General features: G+C 54.9%; 22 protein-coding genes. 9 read left to right on the top strand and 13 right to left on the bottom strand.

Translation table 11 applies throughout. The features are described from left to right. Positions 1-11 precede the first annotated feature (11 nt). Genes IM317_RS10430 through IM317_RS10420 form a run of 3 tightly spaced genes read left to right on the top strand, consistent with a single transcriptional unit; the run spans position 12 to position 2910 of the window. The gene (locus tag IM317_RS10430; protein WP_023312095.1) at positions 12-1025 is read left to right on the top strand and encodes an ABC transporter ATP-binding protein; all 1014 of its coding nucleotides are present in this window, start codon (positions 12-14) and stop codon (positions 1023-1025) included. Beyond that, complete coding sequence (gene oppF / locus IM317_RS10425; RefSeq protein ID WP_023312094.1) at positions 1022-2026, top strand: murein tripeptide/oligopeptide ABC transporter ATP-binding protein OppF; 1005 nt, start codon at positions 1022-1024, stop codon at positions 2024-2026. The genes IM317_RS10430 and oppF overlap by 4 nt, the downstream gene beginning before the upstream one ends. A gap of 14 nt (positions 2027-2040) precedes the next feature. Then, a complete protein-coding gene (locus tag IM317_RS10420) occupies positions 2041-2910 on the top strand; it encodes an ion transporter (protein ID WP_033145756.1) in 870 nt (289 codons plus the stop codon). Positions 2911-2941: 31 nt separating this feature from the next. On the opposite strand, the gene IM317_RS10415 is transcribed toward IM317_RS10420, so the two are convergent. Further along, the gene (locus IM317_RS10415) at positions 2942-3271 is read right to left on the bottom strand and encodes an HI1450 family dsDNA-mimic protein (protein WP_006810881.1); all 330 of its coding nucleotides are present in this window, start codon (positions 3269-3271) and stop codon (positions 2942-2944) included. A gap of 33 nt (positions 3272-3304) precedes the next feature. Beyond that, complete coding sequence (gene cls / locus IM317_RS10410; RefSeq protein ID WP_008502791.1) at positions 3305-4765, bottom strand: cardiolipin synthase; 1461 nt, start codon at positions 4763-4765, stop codon at positions 3305-3307. Positions 4766-4923: 158 nt separating this feature from the next. Here cls and IM317_RS10405 point away from each other — a divergent pair, with 158 nt between their 5' ends. The 3 genes from IM317_RS10405 to IM317_RS10395 all read left to right on the top strand — a co-directional run bounded on the left by IM317_RS10405 (position 4924) and on the right by IM317_RS10395 (position 6892). After that, positions 4924-5097, top strand: coding sequence for a YciY family protein (locus tag IM317_RS10405; protein ID WP_086379783.1), 174 nt, complete (start codon positions 4924-4926; stop codon positions 5095-5097). A gap of 111 nt (positions 5098-5208) precedes the next feature. Beyond that, positions 5209-5844 carry a leucine efflux protein LeuE gene (gene leuE / locus IM317_RS10400; RefSeq protein ID WP_033145755.1) on the top strand — a complete coding sequence of 212 codons (636 nt, stop codon included), beginning with the start codon at positions 5209-5211 and terminating at the stop codon, positions 5842-5844. 94 nt (positions 5845-5938) lie between these two features. Further along, complete coding sequence (locus IM317_RS10395; protein ID WP_033145754.1) at positions 5939-6892, top strand: helix-turn-helix domain-containing GNAT family N-acetyltransferase; 954 nt, start codon at positions 5939-5941, stop codon at positions 6890-6892. Between the two features lie 41 nt (positions 6893-6933). Here IM317_RS10395 and IM317_RS10390 read toward each other — a convergent pair whose 3' ends face one another. Continuing rightward, positions 6934-7230, bottom strand: a complete 297-nt coding sequence (locus tag IM317_RS10390) for a YciI family protein (RefSeq protein ID WP_029741731.1) — start codon at positions 7228-7230, stop codon at positions 6934-6936. 220 nt (positions 7231-7450) lie between these two features. Here IM317_RS10390 and tonB point away from each other — a divergent pair, with 220 nt between their 5' ends. Beyond that, a complete protein-coding gene (tonB, locus tag IM317_RS10385) occupies positions 7451-8173 on the top strand; it encodes a TonB system transport protein TonB (RefSeq protein ID WP_033145753.1) in 723 nt (240 codons plus the stop codon). 38 nt (positions 8174-8211) lie between these two features. Here tonB and yciA read toward each other — a convergent pair whose 3' ends face one another. The 4 genes from yciA to IM317_RS10365 form a co-directional block, all read right to left on the bottom strand. Beyond that, the gene (yciA, locus tag IM317_RS10380; RefSeq protein WP_008502796.1) at positions 8212-8607 is read right to left on the bottom strand and encodes an acyl-CoA thioester hydrolase YciA; all 396 of its coding nucleotides are present in this window, start codon (positions 8605-8607) and stop codon (positions 8212-8214) included. Positions 8608-8711: 104 nt separating this feature from the next. Further along, positions 8712-9251 carry a septation protein A gene (locus tag IM317_RS10375; protein ID WP_023312088.1) on the bottom strand — a complete coding sequence of 180 codons (540 nt, stop codon included), beginning with the start codon at positions 9249-9251 and terminating at the stop codon, positions 8712-8714. Positions 9252-9307: 56 nt separating this feature from the next. Further along, on the bottom strand, positions 9308-10051 hold the full coding sequence (locus IM317_RS10370; protein ID WP_033145752.1) for a YciC family protein: 744 nt from the start codon (positions 10049-10051) through the stop codon (positions 9308-9310). A 25-nt stretch (positions 10052-10076) separates the two neighbouring features. Next, the gene (locus IM317_RS10365) at positions 10077-10481 is read right to left on the bottom strand and encodes a YkgJ family cysteine cluster protein (protein ID WP_033145751.1); all 405 of its coding nucleotides are present in this window, start codon (positions 10479-10481) and stop codon (positions 10077-10079) included. Between IM317_RS10365 and IM317_RS10360 the strand changes: the two genes are divergently transcribed. After that, positions 10374-10670, top strand: coding sequence for a hypothetical protein (locus IM317_RS10360; RefSeq protein ID WP_172421278.1), 297 nt, complete (start codon positions 10374-10376; stop codon positions 10668-10670). The genes IM317_RS10365 and IM317_RS10360 overlap by 108 nt on opposite strands. Positions 10671-10764: 94 nt before the next feature. After that, positions 10765-11397, top strand: a complete 633-nt coding sequence (ompW, locus tag IM317_RS10355; protein WP_023312086.1) for an outer membrane protein OmpW — start codon at positions 10765-10767, stop codon at positions 11395-11397. A 46-nt stretch (positions 11398-11443) separates the two neighbouring features. On the opposite strand, the gene IM317_RS10350 is transcribed toward ompW, so the two are convergent. The 6 genes from IM317_RS10350 to trpCF all read right to left on the bottom strand — a co-directional run bounded on the left by IM317_RS10350 (position 11444) and on the right by trpCF (position 16902). Next, a complete protein-coding gene (locus IM317_RS10350; RefSeq protein WP_033145750.1) occupies positions 11444-11782 on the bottom strand; it encodes a hypothetical protein in 339 nt (112 codons plus the stop codon). Positions 11783-11908: 126 nt separating this feature from the next. Further along, positions 11909-12142, bottom strand: coding sequence for a sulfurtransferase-like selenium metabolism protein YedF (gene yedF / locus IM317_RS10345; protein WP_003856774.1), 234 nt, complete (start codon positions 12140-12142; stop codon positions 11909-11911). Then, positions 12139-13350 (bottom strand): selenium metabolism membrane protein YedE/FdhT, encoded by a 1212-nt coding sequence (gene yedE, locus IM317_RS10340; protein WP_033145749.1) that lies wholly within the window; start codon positions 13348-13350, stop codon positions 12139-12141. Before yedE ends, yedF begins: the two co-directional genes overlap by 4 nt. A gap of 180 nt (positions 13351-13530) precedes the next feature. Continuing rightward, complete coding sequence (trpA, locus tag IM317_RS10335; RefSeq protein ID WP_033145748.1) at positions 13531-14340, bottom strand: tryptophan synthase subunit alpha; 810 nt, start codon at positions 14338-14340, stop codon at positions 13531-13533. Beyond that, entirely contained in the window at positions 14340-15533 is a 1194-nt protein-coding gene (gene trpB, locus IM317_RS10330; RefSeq protein ID WP_023312081.1) for a tryptophan synthase subunit beta, read from the bottom strand. Before trpB ends, trpA begins: the two co-directional genes overlap by 1 nt. A 10-nt stretch (positions 15534-15543) precedes the next feature. Beyond that, a complete protein-coding gene (gene trpCF / locus IM317_RS10325) occupies positions 15544-16902 on the bottom strand; it encodes a bifunctional indole-3-glycerol-phosphate synthase TrpC/phosphoribosylanthranilate isomerase TrpF (protein WP_033145747.1) in 1359 nt (452 codons plus the stop codon).

Below are 16902 nucleotides of genomic sequence, written 5' to 3'. Positions count from 1 at the left end.
GGAGCGCCGTCATGACAATTATTGAAACGGCCACTGCGCCACAGGCGCAACAGCAGAATAACCTTCTGCTGGATGTGAAAGATCTCCGCGTGACCTTTAAAACGCCGGACGGGGATGTTACCGCCGTCAACGATCTCAACTTCAACCTGCGCGCGGGCGAAACGCTGGGGATTGTAGGGGAATCCGGTTCCGGAAAATCCCAGACTGCCTTTGCGCTGATGGGCCTGCTGGCTGCTAACGGTGTGATTGGGGGCTCCGCTAAATTCAACGGTCGCGAAATCCTCAACCTGCCGGAACACGAGCTGAACAAGCTGCGCGCTGAGCAGATTTCGATGATTTTCCAGGATCCTATGACCTCGCTGAACCCGTATATGCGTGTAGGCGAGCAGCTGATGGAGGTCCTGATGCTGCACAAAGGCCTGGGCAAAGCGGAGGCCTTTGAAGAGTCGGTCAAAATGCTGGATGCGGTGAAAATGCCGGAAGCGCGCAAGCGTATGCGCATGTTCCCGCACGAGTTTTCTGGCGGTATGCGTCAGCGCGTGATGATTGCGATGGCGCTGCTGTGCCGGCCAAAGCTGCTGATTGCCGATGAACCTACCACCGCGCTGGACGTTACCGTTCAGGCGCAGATCATGACCCTGTTGAACGAGCTGAAGCGCGAGTTCAACACGGCGATTATCATGATCACCCACGACCTGGGCGTAGTGGCGGGCATCTGTGACAAAGTGCTGGTGATGTACGCCGGTCGTACCATGGAATACGGCAAAGCGCGCGATGTCTTCTATCAGCCAGCCCATCCGTACTCAATTGGTCTGCTGAACGCGGTGCCGCGTCTTGATGCAGAAGGGGAATCTCTGCTCACCATTCCGGGCAACCCGCCAAACCTGCTGCGTCTGCCGAAAGGCTGTCCGTTCCAGCCGCGCTGCCCGCACGCGATGGAAATCTGCAACAGCGCTCCGCCGCTGGAAGAGTTTGCACCAGGCCGTCTGCGCGCCTGCTTTAAGCCGCAGGAGGAGCTGGTATGAACGCATTAGATGAAAAACGCAACGTGCTGCTCGAAATCGCCGATCTTAAAGTGCATTTCGACATTAAAGACGGCAAACAGTGGTTCTGGCAGCCGCCGAAGACCCTGAAAGCGGTGGACGGCGTCACGCTGCGCCTGTACGAAGGGGAAACCCTGGGCGTGGTGGGAGAGTCCGGCTGCGGTAAATCGACCTTTGCGCGAGCCATTATCGGTCTGGTCAAAGCCACCGACGGTAAAGTGGCCTGGCTGGGTAAAGATCTGCTGGGCATGAAGCCCGACGAGTGGCGCGAGGTGCGCAGCGATATCCAGATGATTTTCCAGGATCCGCTGGCATCATTAAACCCGCGTATGACCATCGGCGAGATTATTGCCGAGCCGCTGCGCACCTATCATCCGAAAATGTCTCGTCAGGAAGTGCGCGATCGCGTGAAGGCGATGATGATGAAAGTCGGCCTGTTGCCAAACCTCATCAACCGCTATCCGCATGAGTTCTCCGGCGGTCAGTGCCAGCGTATTGGTATTGCCCGTGCGCTGATCCTCGAACCGAAGCTGATTATCTGCGATGAGCCGGTTTCCGCGCTGGACGTCTCCATTCAGGCGCAGGTGGTTAACCTGCTGCAGAAGCTGCAGCGCGAAATGGGGCTGTCGCTGATCTTCATCGCGCATGACCTGGCCGTGGTGAAACACATTTCTGACCGCGTGCTGGTGATGTATCTGGGGCATGCCGTGGAGCTGGGCACCTATGACGAGGTGTACCATAATCCATTGCATCCATACACCAGAGCGCTGATGTCCGCGGTGCCGATCCCCGATCCCGATCTGGAGAAAAATAAAACCATCCAGCTTCTGGAAGGGGAATTACCCTCGCCGATTAACCCACCGTCAGGCTGCGTCTTCCGCACGCGCTGCCCGATGGCCGGGCCGGAATGTGCTAAAACGCGACCGGTTCTGGAAGGCAGTTTCCGACATGCGGTTTCCTGCCTGAAAGTAGACCCGTTATAATCGCAAGGGCTGACATGATGTCAGCCCTTATTTTTTGCGAGGTAACTGTGTCGCGTATATTCACGTCAGCCCGTCGGCGGCTATATCATTTTTTATTCGACCCTGAAACGGTTTCAGGGCGACGCTTTGAAGGTCTGTGCGGTTTATTTGCGCTCCTCAGCGTGGTAGTCATCTTTATTGAATCGGGTGCCGGGACGCAATACCACCTGACGTTTGACGAATGGCATATCTTTGTCTGGCTTGAGCTGGCGATTACCCTGGTTTTTACCGCTGAATATCTCCTCCGGGTAATAGCCTGGCCCAACCCGGCCAGATATGTTTTCAGCTTCTGGGGATTTATCGATTTAGCCACCATCCTGCCGCTCTATGTCATGTGGCTTTGGCCGGAGATTAGCCTGAGCTATGTCTTTGCCTGGCGCGCGATGCGCGTGATTCGGGTATTACGTATTCTGAAGTTACTGCGTTTTATGCCGTCATTACGCGTGTTCTGGAGTGCGATCGTCAGCGCCCGCCATCAGCTTATTTTGTTCTACTCGTTTATTGCCATCGTTATGATTGTTTTTGGCGCGCTGATGTATTTAATAGAAGGGCCCAAATATGGCTTTACGACGCTCAATGCATCCGTCTACTGGGCCATTGTGACCGTCACCACCGTGGGCTACGGAGATATTACGCCCCACACGCCAGTGGGGCGCATCGTGGCGTCAGTGCTGATTTTGATTGGCTATTCGGTGATTGCGATCCCGACGGGACTTATTACCACACACATGAGCAGCGCGTTTCAGAGCCGCAAGCAACAGCGCAAATGTCCTCATTGCCAGCAGGGCGAACATGAACACGACGCGCGGTTTTGTCACCGCTGCGGCAGTGAATTACCGGAGTAAATAAAAAAGGCTGCAATCGCAGCCTTTTTTATTATTCGCGCCAGAGAATATGGCACAGCTTGTGGTCTTTCTCGCGACAGAGCAGGACGCGGGCGAAAATATCGTTAATTTCGCCGCCGTCTTCATCGGCCAGCCCAATCACCACTTCGGCAAAGAAGTCAGGATTCAGGTCGAAATCAACATGCTCAGCCCAGTCTTCTGAAGGGTCGAACAATTCGGCGCCGCCGCGCTCTTCGAACTGCAGATTAAAGAGGATCACGTCTGCGGGATCGAGGTTATCAACCGCCAGTTCGAGAAAAATGTCATAGGCCTGCTCGAGCGTTTCGTCTTCGGTCAGGCGATTGTTCAGATCCATTTCCATGATGACTACCTGTTTAACATCGTTGGGCACGTTTTACAGCAACGGACTAAAGAAGTAAAACAGTCGTTCGGCAATTCTCTGCCACAGCGGACGTTTTACCCACAGTCTGGCATCCAGTAGCCGCGAGCGGGAGATATAATCATCCTGCACCGCCGCGAGATCGCCGCCAAAGCCGGCATCATCAATGACCAGCGTGATTTCAAAGTTAAGCCACAGGCTGCGCATATCCAGGTTGACCGTGCCCACCAGGCTCAGCTCACCGTCGACGAGAACGCTCTTGGTGTGGAGCAATCCGCCTTCAAACTGATAAATTTTTACCCCTGCGGCCAGCAGTTCGCTAAAGAATGCCCGGCTGGCCCAGCCCACCAGTAGGGAGTCATTTTTGCGTGGCAAAATGATGCTCACATCGACACCGCGCTGCGCGGCGGTACAGATCGCGTGCAGGAGGTCGTCGCTGGGGACAAAGTAGGGCGTCGTCATGATCAGATATTCACGCGCCGAGTAGGTTGCCGTCAGCAACGCCTGATGGATTAAGTCTTCCGGGAAGCCCGGCCCGGAAGCAATAGTATGAATGGTGTGACCGCTCGCCTCTTCAAACGGCATAATATTGCCGTCCGGCGGTGGCGGCAGGATACGCTTGCCGGTCTCTATTTCCCAGTCGCAGGAATAAACGATGCCCATCGAGGTGGCAATCGGACCCTCCATTCGCGCCATCAAATCAACCCATTGACCTACGCCCGAGTCCTGTTTGAAGAAGCGCGGGTCAACCATATTCATACTGCCGGTATAGGCAATATAGTTATCGATCATGATCATTTTGCGATGCTGACGGAGATCCATCCTGCGCAGAAACACGCGCAGGAGATTCACCTTCAGCGCTTCAACCACTTCGATCCCGGCATTACGCATCATGCCCGCCCAGGGGCTACGGAAAAATGCCACGCTACCCGCGGAGTCAAGCATCAGGCGGCAATGAATGCCGCGCCGTGCGGCGGCCATCAGCGATTCAGCGACCTGGTCAGCCATCCCTCCGGGCTGCCAGATATAAAAAACCATCTCGATATTATGACGAGCCAGCTGAATATCGCGGATTAACGCCTGCATGACGTCGTCGGACGAGGTCAGCAGCTGCAGTTGATTGCCCTTAACGCCGCCAATCCCCTGACGGCGCTCGCAGAGCTTAAACAGTGAGGAGGCGACGCTGCTGTTCTCCTCGGCAAAAATATGTTTGCAGGCCTTAAGATCGTTCAGCCACTTCGCTGTGGAGGGCCACATGGCACGGGCGCGCTCGGCGCGGCGTTTACCCAGATGAAGTTCACCGAAAGAGAGATAGGCAATAATTCCCACCAGCGGGAGGATATAAATGATCAGAAGCCAGGCCATGGCAGAGGGTACGGCTCTGCGCTTCATCAGGATGCGTAATGTCACACCCGCGATTAACAGCCAGTATCCCAAAATGACCAGCCAACTCACCACGGTGTAGAAGGTTGTCATAGGTAAAAAAATCCTTTTGAAAGCGTATTGTTATGAGTGTACGCATCAGGATTCATCTGGCAAATAAAAACGCCAGGTAAAAGCGCTGGTTTGCCGCCGGGTTGGGTTTATAATGGCCTTTCTTTTAGAGAAAAAGTGTTAGAGAAAGAGTTGTAGACATGAAGCGCAGTAGAACAGAAGTAGGGCGCTGGCGCATGTTGCGACAGGTGAGTCGTCGCAAGGCTCGTTGGCTGGAAGCACAATCCCGCCGCAATATGCGTATTCACGCCATCAGAAAATGTGGATTGACCAGGCACCGCAATGCGTTGCTGTTCGCAGTCCAGGATATCTGAAACCATGAGGGCACCGTAACCGGTGCCCGCTGATTTTATAGCGTCTGATTTTCTTGGGGAATAGCGTATTTGCAGCGATATTCCTGTTGTGTTTAGCAAAAGGAGGGAGAAGTGTTTGCGGAGTTTGGCGTACTGAATTTCTGGACGTATGTTGTCGGCGCGTTTTTTATCGTGCTGGTGCCTGGGCCGAATACCCTGTTTGTGCTGAAAACCGGGATCGGTCACGGCGTTAAAAAAGGGTATCTTGCCGCCACGGGCGTGTTTATCGGCGATGCGGTTCTGATGTTTCTGGCCTGGGCGGGCGTCGCGGCATTAATCCAGACCACGCCGGTACTGTTTAATATCGTGCGCTATCTCGGGGCCTTCTATCTGCTCTGGCTGGGCGGCAAAATGCTCTGGTCAGTGGTGAACCGCCAGAAAAATGCGAATGAGAGCGGCCCCGAACCGGCCAGTATGATCATGAAACGTTCGCTGGTATTAAGCCTGACCAATCCCAAAGCGATTCTGTTCTACGTATCGTTCTTCGTTCAGTTCATTGACGTGAATGCGCAGAGCACCGGCACTTCTTTCCTGATCCTCGCGACGACGCTGGAGTTGATAAGCTTTATGTACATGAGCTTCCTGATCTTCTCAGGCGCGTTTGTCACGCGTTATCTGAAAACGAAAAAGAAACTGGCAAAGCTGGGAAACGGGCTGATAGGGCTGCTGTTTGTCGGGTTTGCGGCGAGGCTAGCGTCGCTGCATTGATGGTTTAAAAGGCTCCTACGGGAGCCTTTTTTATTATGTTTGACAACCCCTCATCCATTAGTTGTATAGTGCAACTTAATGATGAGGGCACAACATGCACAGCGAAACCCCGGTAGTCAGTGTTATTCGACGTTCCTCGCGCCTTATGGTGCGAGAGTTAGGTTTTATGGCCTCGACCCTGGCCTCAACGAATTACTCACCTTCGGCCGTCCATACCCTGGTCGAAATAGCCCTACGCAAAGAGATGACGGCGAGTCAGCTGGTGCAGCTGCTGGGCCTGGATAAATCCAGCGTCAGCCGGATGCTGGCTCGCCTGATTGCCGCGGGCGAACTCGAGGAAGTTACTTCACCTGAAGATGCGAGAGCGAAGAGTCTCAGGCTGACCGCGAAAGGTCATGAGACGGTCAGTAAAATTAATACCTTTAGCAATGAGCGCGTGGTCTCAGCAATAAAGAGTCTGGCTCCTGCGCAGCAGCAGACCATTTCTCAGGGACTTTCCCTTTATGCCAACGCGCTGCTGGCGTGCCGTGAGACAGGCAGCGACACGCGCCCCGACGAGCTCACGATAGTGCAGGGATATATTCCCGGCATGATTGGCCGTGTCGCGGAGATGCACGGGGTCTATTACGCGCGCGAGCATCATTTTGGCCGTTTTTTTGAGGCCAAAGTGGCCGCAGGGGTTGCAGAATTTAGTGACCGCCTGGATAAGCCATGCAACCAGATCTGGCTGGCGGTGATGAACAGCAGGATAGTGGGGTCAGTGGCGATAGATGGCGAGGATTTAGCCCCGGGTGAAGCCCATCTGCGCTGGTTTATTCTCGACGATGGCTGCCGGGGACACGGGGTGGGGAAAAAACTGCTGACCGAAGCGATGCGCTTTTGCGACAGCGTAGGTTTCTCTGCCGTGCATCTCTGGACATTCAATAAGCTGACCGCCGCACGACGTTTATACGAATCGTTTGGATTTACGCTCGTTAAAGAGTGGGAGGGCGATCAGTGGGGAACCCTTATAACGGAGCAGCAGTTTACCCGGCGCAGAGACGCGTAACTTCCACCATAAAAAAGGCTCCTTTCGGAGCCGCTTTGGTTTCAGAACACTTTCTTATACGGTCGAACCGTCACTTTCGCATACACACCTGCGGCAACATACGGATCTGCGTCAGCCCAAGCCTGAGCGCTTTCCTGAGATTCAAACTCAGCAATCACTGTGGAACCGGCAAAACCGGCGGCGCCAGGATCGTTGCTGTCTACTGCAGGCATTGGGCCGGCGGTCAGTAAACGGCCTTCATCCTGGAGCAGCTGCAAACGTGCCAGATGCGCAGGGCGCACAGCCTGGCGTTTTTCGAGCGAATCAGCAACATCTTCAGAGTAAATCACGTAAAACACGGCGAAGCTCCTTAACCGGTAAAAGTGTCAGTTACGTTATGTGAAAGGGCAAACGACTGCAATGTAAAATAAAAACAATGTTAATACCCTGATCTGAATGCGCCTTTTTTGGCCTCTCATGCGCTAAAGTTGCGCCAGAACAAAGTGTCTTATTGAATATGATTGCTATTTGCATTTAAAATCAGTGTTCGGTTTTTTAACGTTGATGATTATGACTTCGATGACCCTTGATTTACCTCGCCGCTTCCCCTGGCCGACGCTGCTTTCTGTCGTGATTCACGGTGCTGTTGTGGCGGGTTTGCTGTATACCTCGGTTCATCAGGTTATTGAAATGCCCGCGCCCGCGCAGCCGATTTCGGTGACGATGGTATCGCCAGCGGATCTCGAACCGCCGCAGGCTGCACCTCCGCCACCGCAGCCGGTGGCTGAACCTGAGCCAGAGCCCGAGCCTGTACCGCCGCCACCGAAGGAAGCGCCGGTGGTGATCCACAAGCCTGAACCGAAGCCAAAACCTAAGCCGAAGCCAAAACCGGTGAAGAAGGTCGAGGAGCGTCCGAAACGCGAGGAACGTCCGGTTGAACTACGTGCGACCCAGACGGTCGAGAATGCGGCGCCTTCGCGTCCGGTGATGAATAACACCGCAACCGCGCCTAAGCCGACAGTCAGTGCCCCTGCGGGCCCGCGCGCGCTGAGTCGCAACCAACCTCAGTATCCGGCGCGAGCGCAGGCCTTACGTATTGAAGGCCGCGTACGGGTTAAATTTGACGTCACTGCAGATGGCCGCGTGGATAACGTGGAAATCTTGTCCGCTCAGCCTTCCAATATGTTTGAGCGCGAAGTGAAATCGGCGATGCGCAGATGGCGCTATGAAGCCGGAAAACCGGGCAGCGGACTGATTGTGAATATTGTTTTCCGCCTGAACGGCGGGGCGCAGATGGAATAAAAAAAGCCTCCTGATGGAGGCTTTTTTTTGCCTGTCAATCAGGCCTGCGGAAGTTGACGAGGTTTTCCCTCGCTATCCACTGCAACATAAATAAACAGCGCTTCAGTGGCCTTATAACGCTGTCCAATGGGTTCAGAAGAGACTTTCTTAACCCATACTTCGATGTTGATTGAAATAGAGGTGTTGCCGCGTTTGACGCAGCGCGCGTAGCAGCAAACCACATCTCCCACCGCAACCGGGCGCAGGAAGGTCATGCCGTCCACTCGCACAGTCACCACGCGCCCGTGGGCAATCTCTTTTGCCAGAATTGCGCCGCCCATATCCATCTGCGACATCAGCCAGCCGCCAAAAATATCGCCATTGGCATTGGTGTCAGCGGGCATTGCCAGTGTGCGTAAAACCAGTTCGCCCTGCGGGGCGTTAGTTGTTGTCATTGTTTTAACTCGTAACGGAAGACTTCAGGCGGGATGCTACTATGATTTCACAGCGGAGAGAATAGACCAGAACGCCTGTCGTAGACGTTCTGGTCAGTCGTTAATCAGTGCTTGTCGTCCTGCGGCATGTGGCGATAGATGTATACGCCGCTTAACAGCGTGAAGATAAGCGTCAGCGCGGTCAGGCCGAAGACCTTAAAGTTGACCCAGATATTCTGCGGCAGCCAGAAGGCAATATAGATATTGGCAAGACCACAGAGAATAAAGAAGACCGCCCAGGCGATATTCAGACGGGACCAGACTTCCTGAGGCAGCGTCAGCTCTTTGCCCAGCATGCGCTGGATCAGCGGCTTTTTCATGACCCACTGGCTAATTAACAATGCGCCCGCAAACAGCGCGTAAATAACGGTCACTTTCCACTTAATAAATTCATCATTGTGGAAGAACAGAGTCAGCCCGCCGAATACGGCGACCAGGACGAACGTTATCAGCGCCATCTTTTCGACTTTGCGATAGCGCACCCAGCTGTAGATCAGAACAACAGCCGTTGCAACGATCAGCGCAGTGGTCGCGGCATAAATATCGTACAGCTTATAAAAAGCAAAAAAGACCACGAGCGGTAAAAAATCAAGAAACTGCTTCATTCTGTGATTCCATCTTCTGAGCGGGGCGGGAGGCAGCGATGCCACCCGCCTCAGGATTACTGACGAATTAACATATACAGGCGGAACAGATAGACCAGCAGTACCGCTGAAATCAGATTGCTCAGCGTATTCGCCACTACCGCACCAACATTTGGCGTTAATACCGCAAAATTCGGTGCAAACAACAGCAGGAGCGTTTTGGCGAGCAGCCAGCCGATCACGGCGGGAGCCACCAGACGCATATTCGCCCATGCCAGTCTGATGCTGCTGCGCATCGCGGTAAAAATCCCCATCTTATCTTGCACGACCATCACAGGCGCAAATGAAAGCACGATAGCCAGTAATACGCCCGGCACCACGACCAGCATAATCCCCATTTGCACCAGCAGGGTGGTTAAAAAGATCAGGATAAACAGTTTAGGTAAGACTGGCGCACTGGCACCAATCGCCCGTAAGGCGCTGACCCGGTGACCCGCCGATACCAGCTGAATCATCAGCAAAACGCCGCCCGCCAGAACCGCATTACCAATCAGGCCTGAGAACGTGGATGCGGCAGACGCCCGCAGCAGAATTTGCTGCTGTTCCGGCGTCATGTTTTGCACCAGTTCAAATAGCCCCACGCTTCCGGCAAGGTGGTCGCCCTGACTCAGGCTGGCAATCTGTTCTTCACTCGGTGAGAAGGCATGGCCCAGCACCACCGTGATAAAGGCACATAGCAACGCGATCAGTAAAAAGGTTATGAACTGATTGCGGAAAAAGTTTCCCGTGTCACGGTAGACAGACTTCGCCGTGATAGACATGCACTCTCCTTGAGTATTGCAGGTGTTAATTAGCCGGCAATTGTACACCGGATGCACCTGCTGTGGCAGCATCAAGGCTTGTATGGAAAAGCATATCTTTGTAAAGCGGCGGTAATCCAACGCGCGCCCGGGCGCGATTGCAGGCTTCGTTGACCTGCCCATCTTCCCTCGACATGGCAAATTCCCGGCACGGGCTGGGCCGATCCTCATAAATGGAACATCGGGTAGAGACCCCTGGCTCACCCTGTAGCGCTACGCAGCGGGCCTGCTTTTGGTTTGTGCCGCTCATGCAGCGCAGAAAGGGCGTTAACGGCTCAGTAAGATGAACCGGAACGGTACCGCCGCCATCGCTGGCTTCGGCCCAGTAGAAAGAGACTCGAAAATACGCACAACAGGCTCCGCACGTCATGCACGGGTTAATGTCACTCATGGCACACCTGCAAAAGAAGAACGCATCAAATCAACTTGTGAGAGCGATAAATTATCCAGCCGTCAGAGGAAGAGCAAGAGGGGAAAAAGGGAAAATTTTGTAACCGTGAAATGCCAAAAAATTGACATGGAAACAACTTATCGCTTTTGGACGCGTAACAAAAAATTAATCCAGATCAATGAATGTTAAGTTACTGGTTTTAATGTGATCTGTAGCAGATCACTTATTACTCATTTGTGAGTATATTCTCATCCGCGATTAAAACCACAACGATGGAGCGGATATGAAAAAATTAGCGGTGGCAGCCCTTGTATTAAGCAGTCTCTCTGGCGGCGCGTATGCGCATGAAGCAGGCGAATTCTTTATTCGTGCCGGTTCGGCTACGGTTCGCCCGACTGAAGGATCGGATAACGTGCTGGGTATGGGCGGTTTTAACGTCAGTAATAACACCCAGTTAGGGTTAACGTTCACCTATATGGCGACGGAAAACGTTGGTGTTGAGCTTCTGGCTGCAACGCCGTTCCGTCATCGCGTGGGCCTGGGCGCAACCGGTGATATCGCTACGGTTCACCATTTACCGCCAACGCTGATGGCGCAATGGTACTTTGGCGATGCCAGCAGCAAGGTGCGTCCTTATATTGGCGCCGGTGTGAACTACACCACCTTCTTTGACGAGAAGTTTAACGATACCGGTAAAGAGGCCGGTCTGACTGACCTTAGCCTGAAAGATTCATGGGGTATGGCGGGGCAGGTCGGTCTGGACTATCTGATTAACCGCGACTGGCTGATTAACGCCTCGGTCTGGTACATGGATATTGATACGGACGTACGCTTCAAGGCGGGCGGTCAGCAGCAAAGTATCAATACTCGCCTGGATCCGTGGGTGTTTATGTTCTCTGCGGGTTATCGTTTCTGATCCCCCGTCAAACTGGCCACAGGGTGGCCAGTTTGCTTTGCTCACTTCAAAACGACGGATAAACCGGCCGCTCATCAAGCTTTACGCAGTGCCTCAGGATCTTTTCCCCATCGTATAAATAGCTGAAAGCGTCGCTGGACAGGGAATGGAAAAGAATATCGCCGTTGGCAAACGGGATAATTTCGGTATCTCCCGCACGTTTATGTCCCGCACCGGTTTCAAAATGACCTTGCCATCGTTCCTGGGTATGGTCATAAACGTGCAGAATGATCTCGACAAGTCCTCTTTGCGGACAATTAAGGCGCAGGAAGGTTGAAGAGAAATTCAGGGACAGCGCATGGAAGGGAATCAATAAGGCGAAAACCAGTAAAGCTCGTAAATACATCAAACCGCGAAAACCTCCTTCAAAAGGGAAATGAGATTTTACTTAAGTCAAAAATTGCGTTTTTGCCGTGGATCAAGATGTCCTATAATTCAATAGGATAAAGGCCCCTTACGAGGCCCTTAGCGATCACTTCTGAATCAAATACCGAATGGTCGGGCCATCCTGCTGGATATCCAGCACCGTGTAGCCGTGGTTTTTCGCATCCAGCGGAATGTTGTTGATGGACTGCGGACAGTCGCTGACCACTTCCAGAATTTCCCCTTTTTTGAGCTGCGGTAGGGCTTCAAGCGTGGCAACAGCCGGATAAGGGCAGGGTTCACCAACCATATCCAGACGGTAATCGGGCACGATCTCTTTCATGCAGCATTCTCCTGGGTTTCTGTTTTAACACTCGCGCGACGGAAGAAGCGTTTCTCCTGCGCGACAACCAGTAAAAAAGCGACCAGCAGCAGGGCATAGGTGACCAGCAGGCCGCCGAGAGGGCCGAAGGTGCTCAGCAGGTTGACCTTGTCCCAGTTCGTGGCAAGCGCCGGGGACAGATCGTCCCAGAAGTACGCCAGGATCGTCGAGCCGATAACATTTCCCAGGCCCACCCACCAGTAATGCACCTGACCTTCAACGGCGCGGTACATCCAGCCGGTTTCACACCCGCCAGCCAGCACAATCCCGAAGCCAAACAGCAGGCCGCCAATCACCGCGTTAGGGCCAGCCCACATGATTTTCGGTTCAACGCCCAGCTGAACATAGCTGAAGATACCGATGGCGCTGACCGCCATCCCGGCGATAATCGCCTTTGCCATCATCGTGCGGCCGGTGATCCACATATCGCGAAACGCGGAGGTAAAGCAGATCTGCGCGCGTTCAATGAGCAGACCAAAACCCACGCCGAACAGCATCGCCAGGCCGAGTTTGGGCTGATTCATCGCAGTGCAAAGCGCCCAGGCGACCATAGCCAAAAAGACCAGCATACCGAGGCGGAAACGGCGACGCGCCTGGTCCGGCTTCTGGGTTAACGGAGACGCTGCGCTGACTTTTGTCATTTTCACCGGAATGCGGAACAGCGGCAGCAGGGTAAATTTGGCACCGAAGTAAGAGCCGATGGCCGTGGCGACTGCAAAGAACCAGGCGTGAAGCGAAAACTGAGGAATACCCGTAAAGAAAGCGGCCAGGTTACAGCCCATCGCCAGACGGGCGCCAAACCCGGCAATGATACCGCCGACCACCGCCTGCATTATTCGAATACGGCTTTTGGGCATCCGCAACTTAACGTTGTTTGCCCACAGCGCCGCCGCGAAACAGCCGCCGAACATGCCGATGATCATCATCCCGTCGATGCGGGTAAGCGGCGTGCCGTCCAGATGAATGAGTTTAAAGTACCCCCACTCTTCGGCATGCACGCCAGCGAGCTGTAGCAACTGACCACCCCAGCGGGTGAACTCGCCGGTCACGGCCCAGAAGGTGCCGGTGATGCCGAAATAGTAGGTAGAGAGAATGCCTGCCGCGATAACGGCCGGGACAGGTGACCAGAACTTAACCAGGTAAGTCTGTTTGAAGGCGTGCCATGACATGAATAAGCCTCTGAACTCAGAAGGATTAAAGATAAAAAAGAGTCCAGATCATACGCTTGCACGCCAGAATAGAAAGCCATTCACGCCGAAAATATCGACGGGATCAATTTTGAGGTAATCCGTTGTAGAAGGTGGGGAAGGAAGGGTAACCGTCTGGCAGGAAGCCAGACGGTAGAGAGGTTATGCTTTACGCGTCGCCGCTTTCATTGCGGTCACAAACGCTTTTAGCTCGGCCAGCATCTGCTCTGGCTTGTCCACGTTCTTCTCGATGATCTTCACAATTGCGGAGCCGGAGATGGCACCTGCCGCCTTCGCGTCAATCGCTGCGCTGACCTGATCCGGGGAGGAAATCCCGAACCCCTGCAGCGGAGGCGCGGCATGGTACTCGGCCAGCTTCTCCACCAGATGATGCAGCGGCAGTGCGGCTTTATTCTCGGCACCGGTCACGCCCGCGCGGGAGAGCAGGTAGGTATAGCCGCGTCCGTAAGAGGCAATCTGGCGCAGCAGGGCGTCATCGGCGTTCGGCGGGCAGATGAAAATCGGGGCGACGTTATGGCGCATGGCCGCCTGACGGAATGGCGCAGATTCCTCGACCGGCACGTCTGCCACCAGAACGGAGTCGACGCCCACGCGGGCGCACTCGGCGTAAAACTCATCGATACCGCGGTTGAACACCAGGTTGGCGTACATCAGCAGGCCAATCGGAATGGTCGGGTGCTTCTGGCGAATCGCCGCCAGCATCTCGAAGCACTGGGTCGGCGTCACCCCGGAGGCGAATGCGCGCAGCGTCGCATTCTGGATGGTCGGGCCATCCGCCAGCGGATCGGAGAACGGAATACCCAGCTCCAGCGCGTCAGCACCGGCTTCAATCAGGGTGTCGATAATCTTCAGCGACTGTTCCGGGCCCGGATCGCCCAGGGTGACGAAGGGAACGAACGCGCCTTCCTGGCGGGATTTCAGCTCTGCAAATACGTTATCGTAGCGTTCCATCAGATTTCCCCTCGTGCTTTCAGAATATCGTGAACGGTGAAGATATCTTTGTCACCGCGTCCGGAAAGGTTCACCACCAGCAGCTGCTCTTTTTCCGGGTTTTCTTTCATCATTTTCAGCGCGTGCGCCAGCGCGTGGGAAGACTCCAGCGCCGGGATGATCCCTTCGCTGCGGCACAGCGTTTTAAAGGCTTCCAGCGCTTCGTCATCGGTAATGGAGACATAGTCCGCGCGGCCGGTGCTGTTCAGATACGCATGCTGCGGCCCGACGGACGGGAAGTCGAGGCCGGCAGAAATAGAGTAAGACTCTTCAATCTGGCCCTCATCGGTTTGCATCATCGGGGATTTCATCCCGAAGTAGATCCCCACGCGGCCATGCTTCAGCGGCGCGCCGTGTTCGCCCGATTCAATGCCGTGACCGGCTGGCTCGACGCCAATCAGGCCCACGCTGGTGTCGTCGATAAAGTCTGCGAACATGCCGATGGCGTTAGAACCGCCGCCAACGCAGGCGATCACCGCATCCGGCAGGCGACCCTCTTTTTCGAGGATCTGCGCTTTGGTCTCTTCACCGATCATGCGCTGGAATTCGCGCACGATAGTCGGGAACGGGTGCGGGCCCGCCGCGGTACCGAGCATATAGTGTGCGGTTTCATAGCTGCCAGACCAGTCGCGCAGCGCTTCGTTACAGGCGTCTTTCAGCGTCGCGGAGCCGCTGTGCACCGGGATCACTTCTGCTCCCATCAGACGCATACGGAAGACGTTCGGAGACTGACGCTCAACGTCTTTCGCTCCCATATAGATGCGGCATTTCAGGCCGAGCAGGGCGCTGGCAAGCGCAGAGGCCACGCCGTGCTGACCCGCACCGGTTTCGGCGATGATTTCGGTTTTGCCCATACGCTTCGCGAGCAGCGCCTGGCCCAGCACCTGGTTAGTTTTATGCGCGCCGCCGTGCAGCAGGTCTTCACGCTTCAGATACAGCGTGGTTTTGGTGCCTTCCGTCAGGTTGCGGCATTTGGTCAGCGCGGTCGGACGACCGGCGTAATTTTTCAGCAGGTCGGTAAATTCCGCCTGAAACGCCGGATCTTTCTGCGCGCTGACAAACGCTTCTTCCAGCTGGCGCAGCGCGGGCATCAGGATTTGCGGGACGTACATCCCGCCGAACTCACCAAAATACGGGTTAAGTAATGTCGTCATCTTCTCTTCCTTAATATGCACGCAGAGTTTTAAAAACCGAGGCCAGCTTGCTGGCATCTTTGATACCCGGTTGGGACTCTACGCCTGAATTGAAATCGAGGCCTGCGCAGCCGGTTTTAGCGGCTTCTACGCAGTTATCCGGGCTTAATCCGCCCGCCAGCAGGACGTTGTCTAGCTTTTCGCCGTTCAGCAGCGACCAGTCAAAACGCTGGCCGGTGCCGCCCTGGCCGTTATCGAGGACGTATCTGTCCACATGGTTCAGGTTACGCGAGGGCAACGTATCGCCAACGCTTTGCGCTTTCCAGATTTGCACCTGTGGTGCCAGCGCGGCGCGCAGGGCATCGATGTAGCTCTGGTCTTCATCGCCGTGGAGCTGCACCGCGCTGAGGGATAACGCGTCGGCTTTTGCCGCAACGTCTGCAATATCTGCGTTGCGGAAAACGCCCACGTAGCTGAGCGGAGCCGCTGCGATGACCTTACGCGCCCGCTCTTCGCTGACCGCGCGAGGAGATGAATCCACAAAGATCAGCCCGCCATAAATCGCCCCGGCTTCATACGCGGCCTGGGCATCCTGTTCGCGGGTTAAGCCGCAGACTTTGTTTTCACCCAGCAGCACGCGACGTACCGCCGCATTGAGATCGTCATGTTCCATCATGGCGGAGCCAATCAGGAATCCGTTGGCGAAGTGGCTCAGCTCGCGCACCTGGGCGTAGCTGTTAATGCCGGATTCGCTGATCACCGTAACGCCAGACCCCAGACGCGGCGCCAGCTGGCGGGTACGGTTAAGGTCAATGGACAGGTCACGCAGATCGCGGTTGTTAATGCCGACCACTTTGGCTTCCAGCGCAATCGCGCGCTCCAGCTCCTCTTCGTTGCTCACTTCGGTCAGTACGCCCATGTTCAGGCTGTGCGCCACGGCGGAAAGCTGGCGATACTGCTCGTCGTCGAGCACTGAGAGCATCAGCAGGCAGGCGTCGGCCTGGTAAAAACGCGCCAGCCAGATCTGATACGGGTCGATAATAAAGTCTTTGCACAGGATCGGCTGCGGCGCGATGCCGCTGACGATCGGCAGAAAATCGAAGCTGCCCTGAAAATATTTCTCATCCGTCAGCACGGAGATGGCTGAAGCATGATGCTTATAAATGCCGGCAATACGCGCCGGGTCGAAATCGTCACGAATAACGCCTTTGGACGGGGACGCTTTTTTGCACTCAAGAATAAACGCGGTGCGCGTACCCCGCAGGGCGTCATAGAAACGACGGCTGCTCGGGACGACGTCATTCTGGAAACTGGCAAGCGGCTGCTGTTGCTTGCGGGCTTCCACCCAGATGGCCTTATCGGCAACGATTTTCGCTAAAACGGTCTGCAT

It is taken from the genome of Enterobacter cloacae complex sp. S3, from assembly GCF_014930495.1.
In the GTDB taxonomy this organism is placed as follows: Bacteria; Pseudomonadota; Gammaproteobacteria; order Enterobacterales; family Enterobacteriaceae; genus Enterobacter; species Enterobacter asburiae_B.
This window is presented reverse-complemented; position numbering and strand designations above follow the sequence as displayed.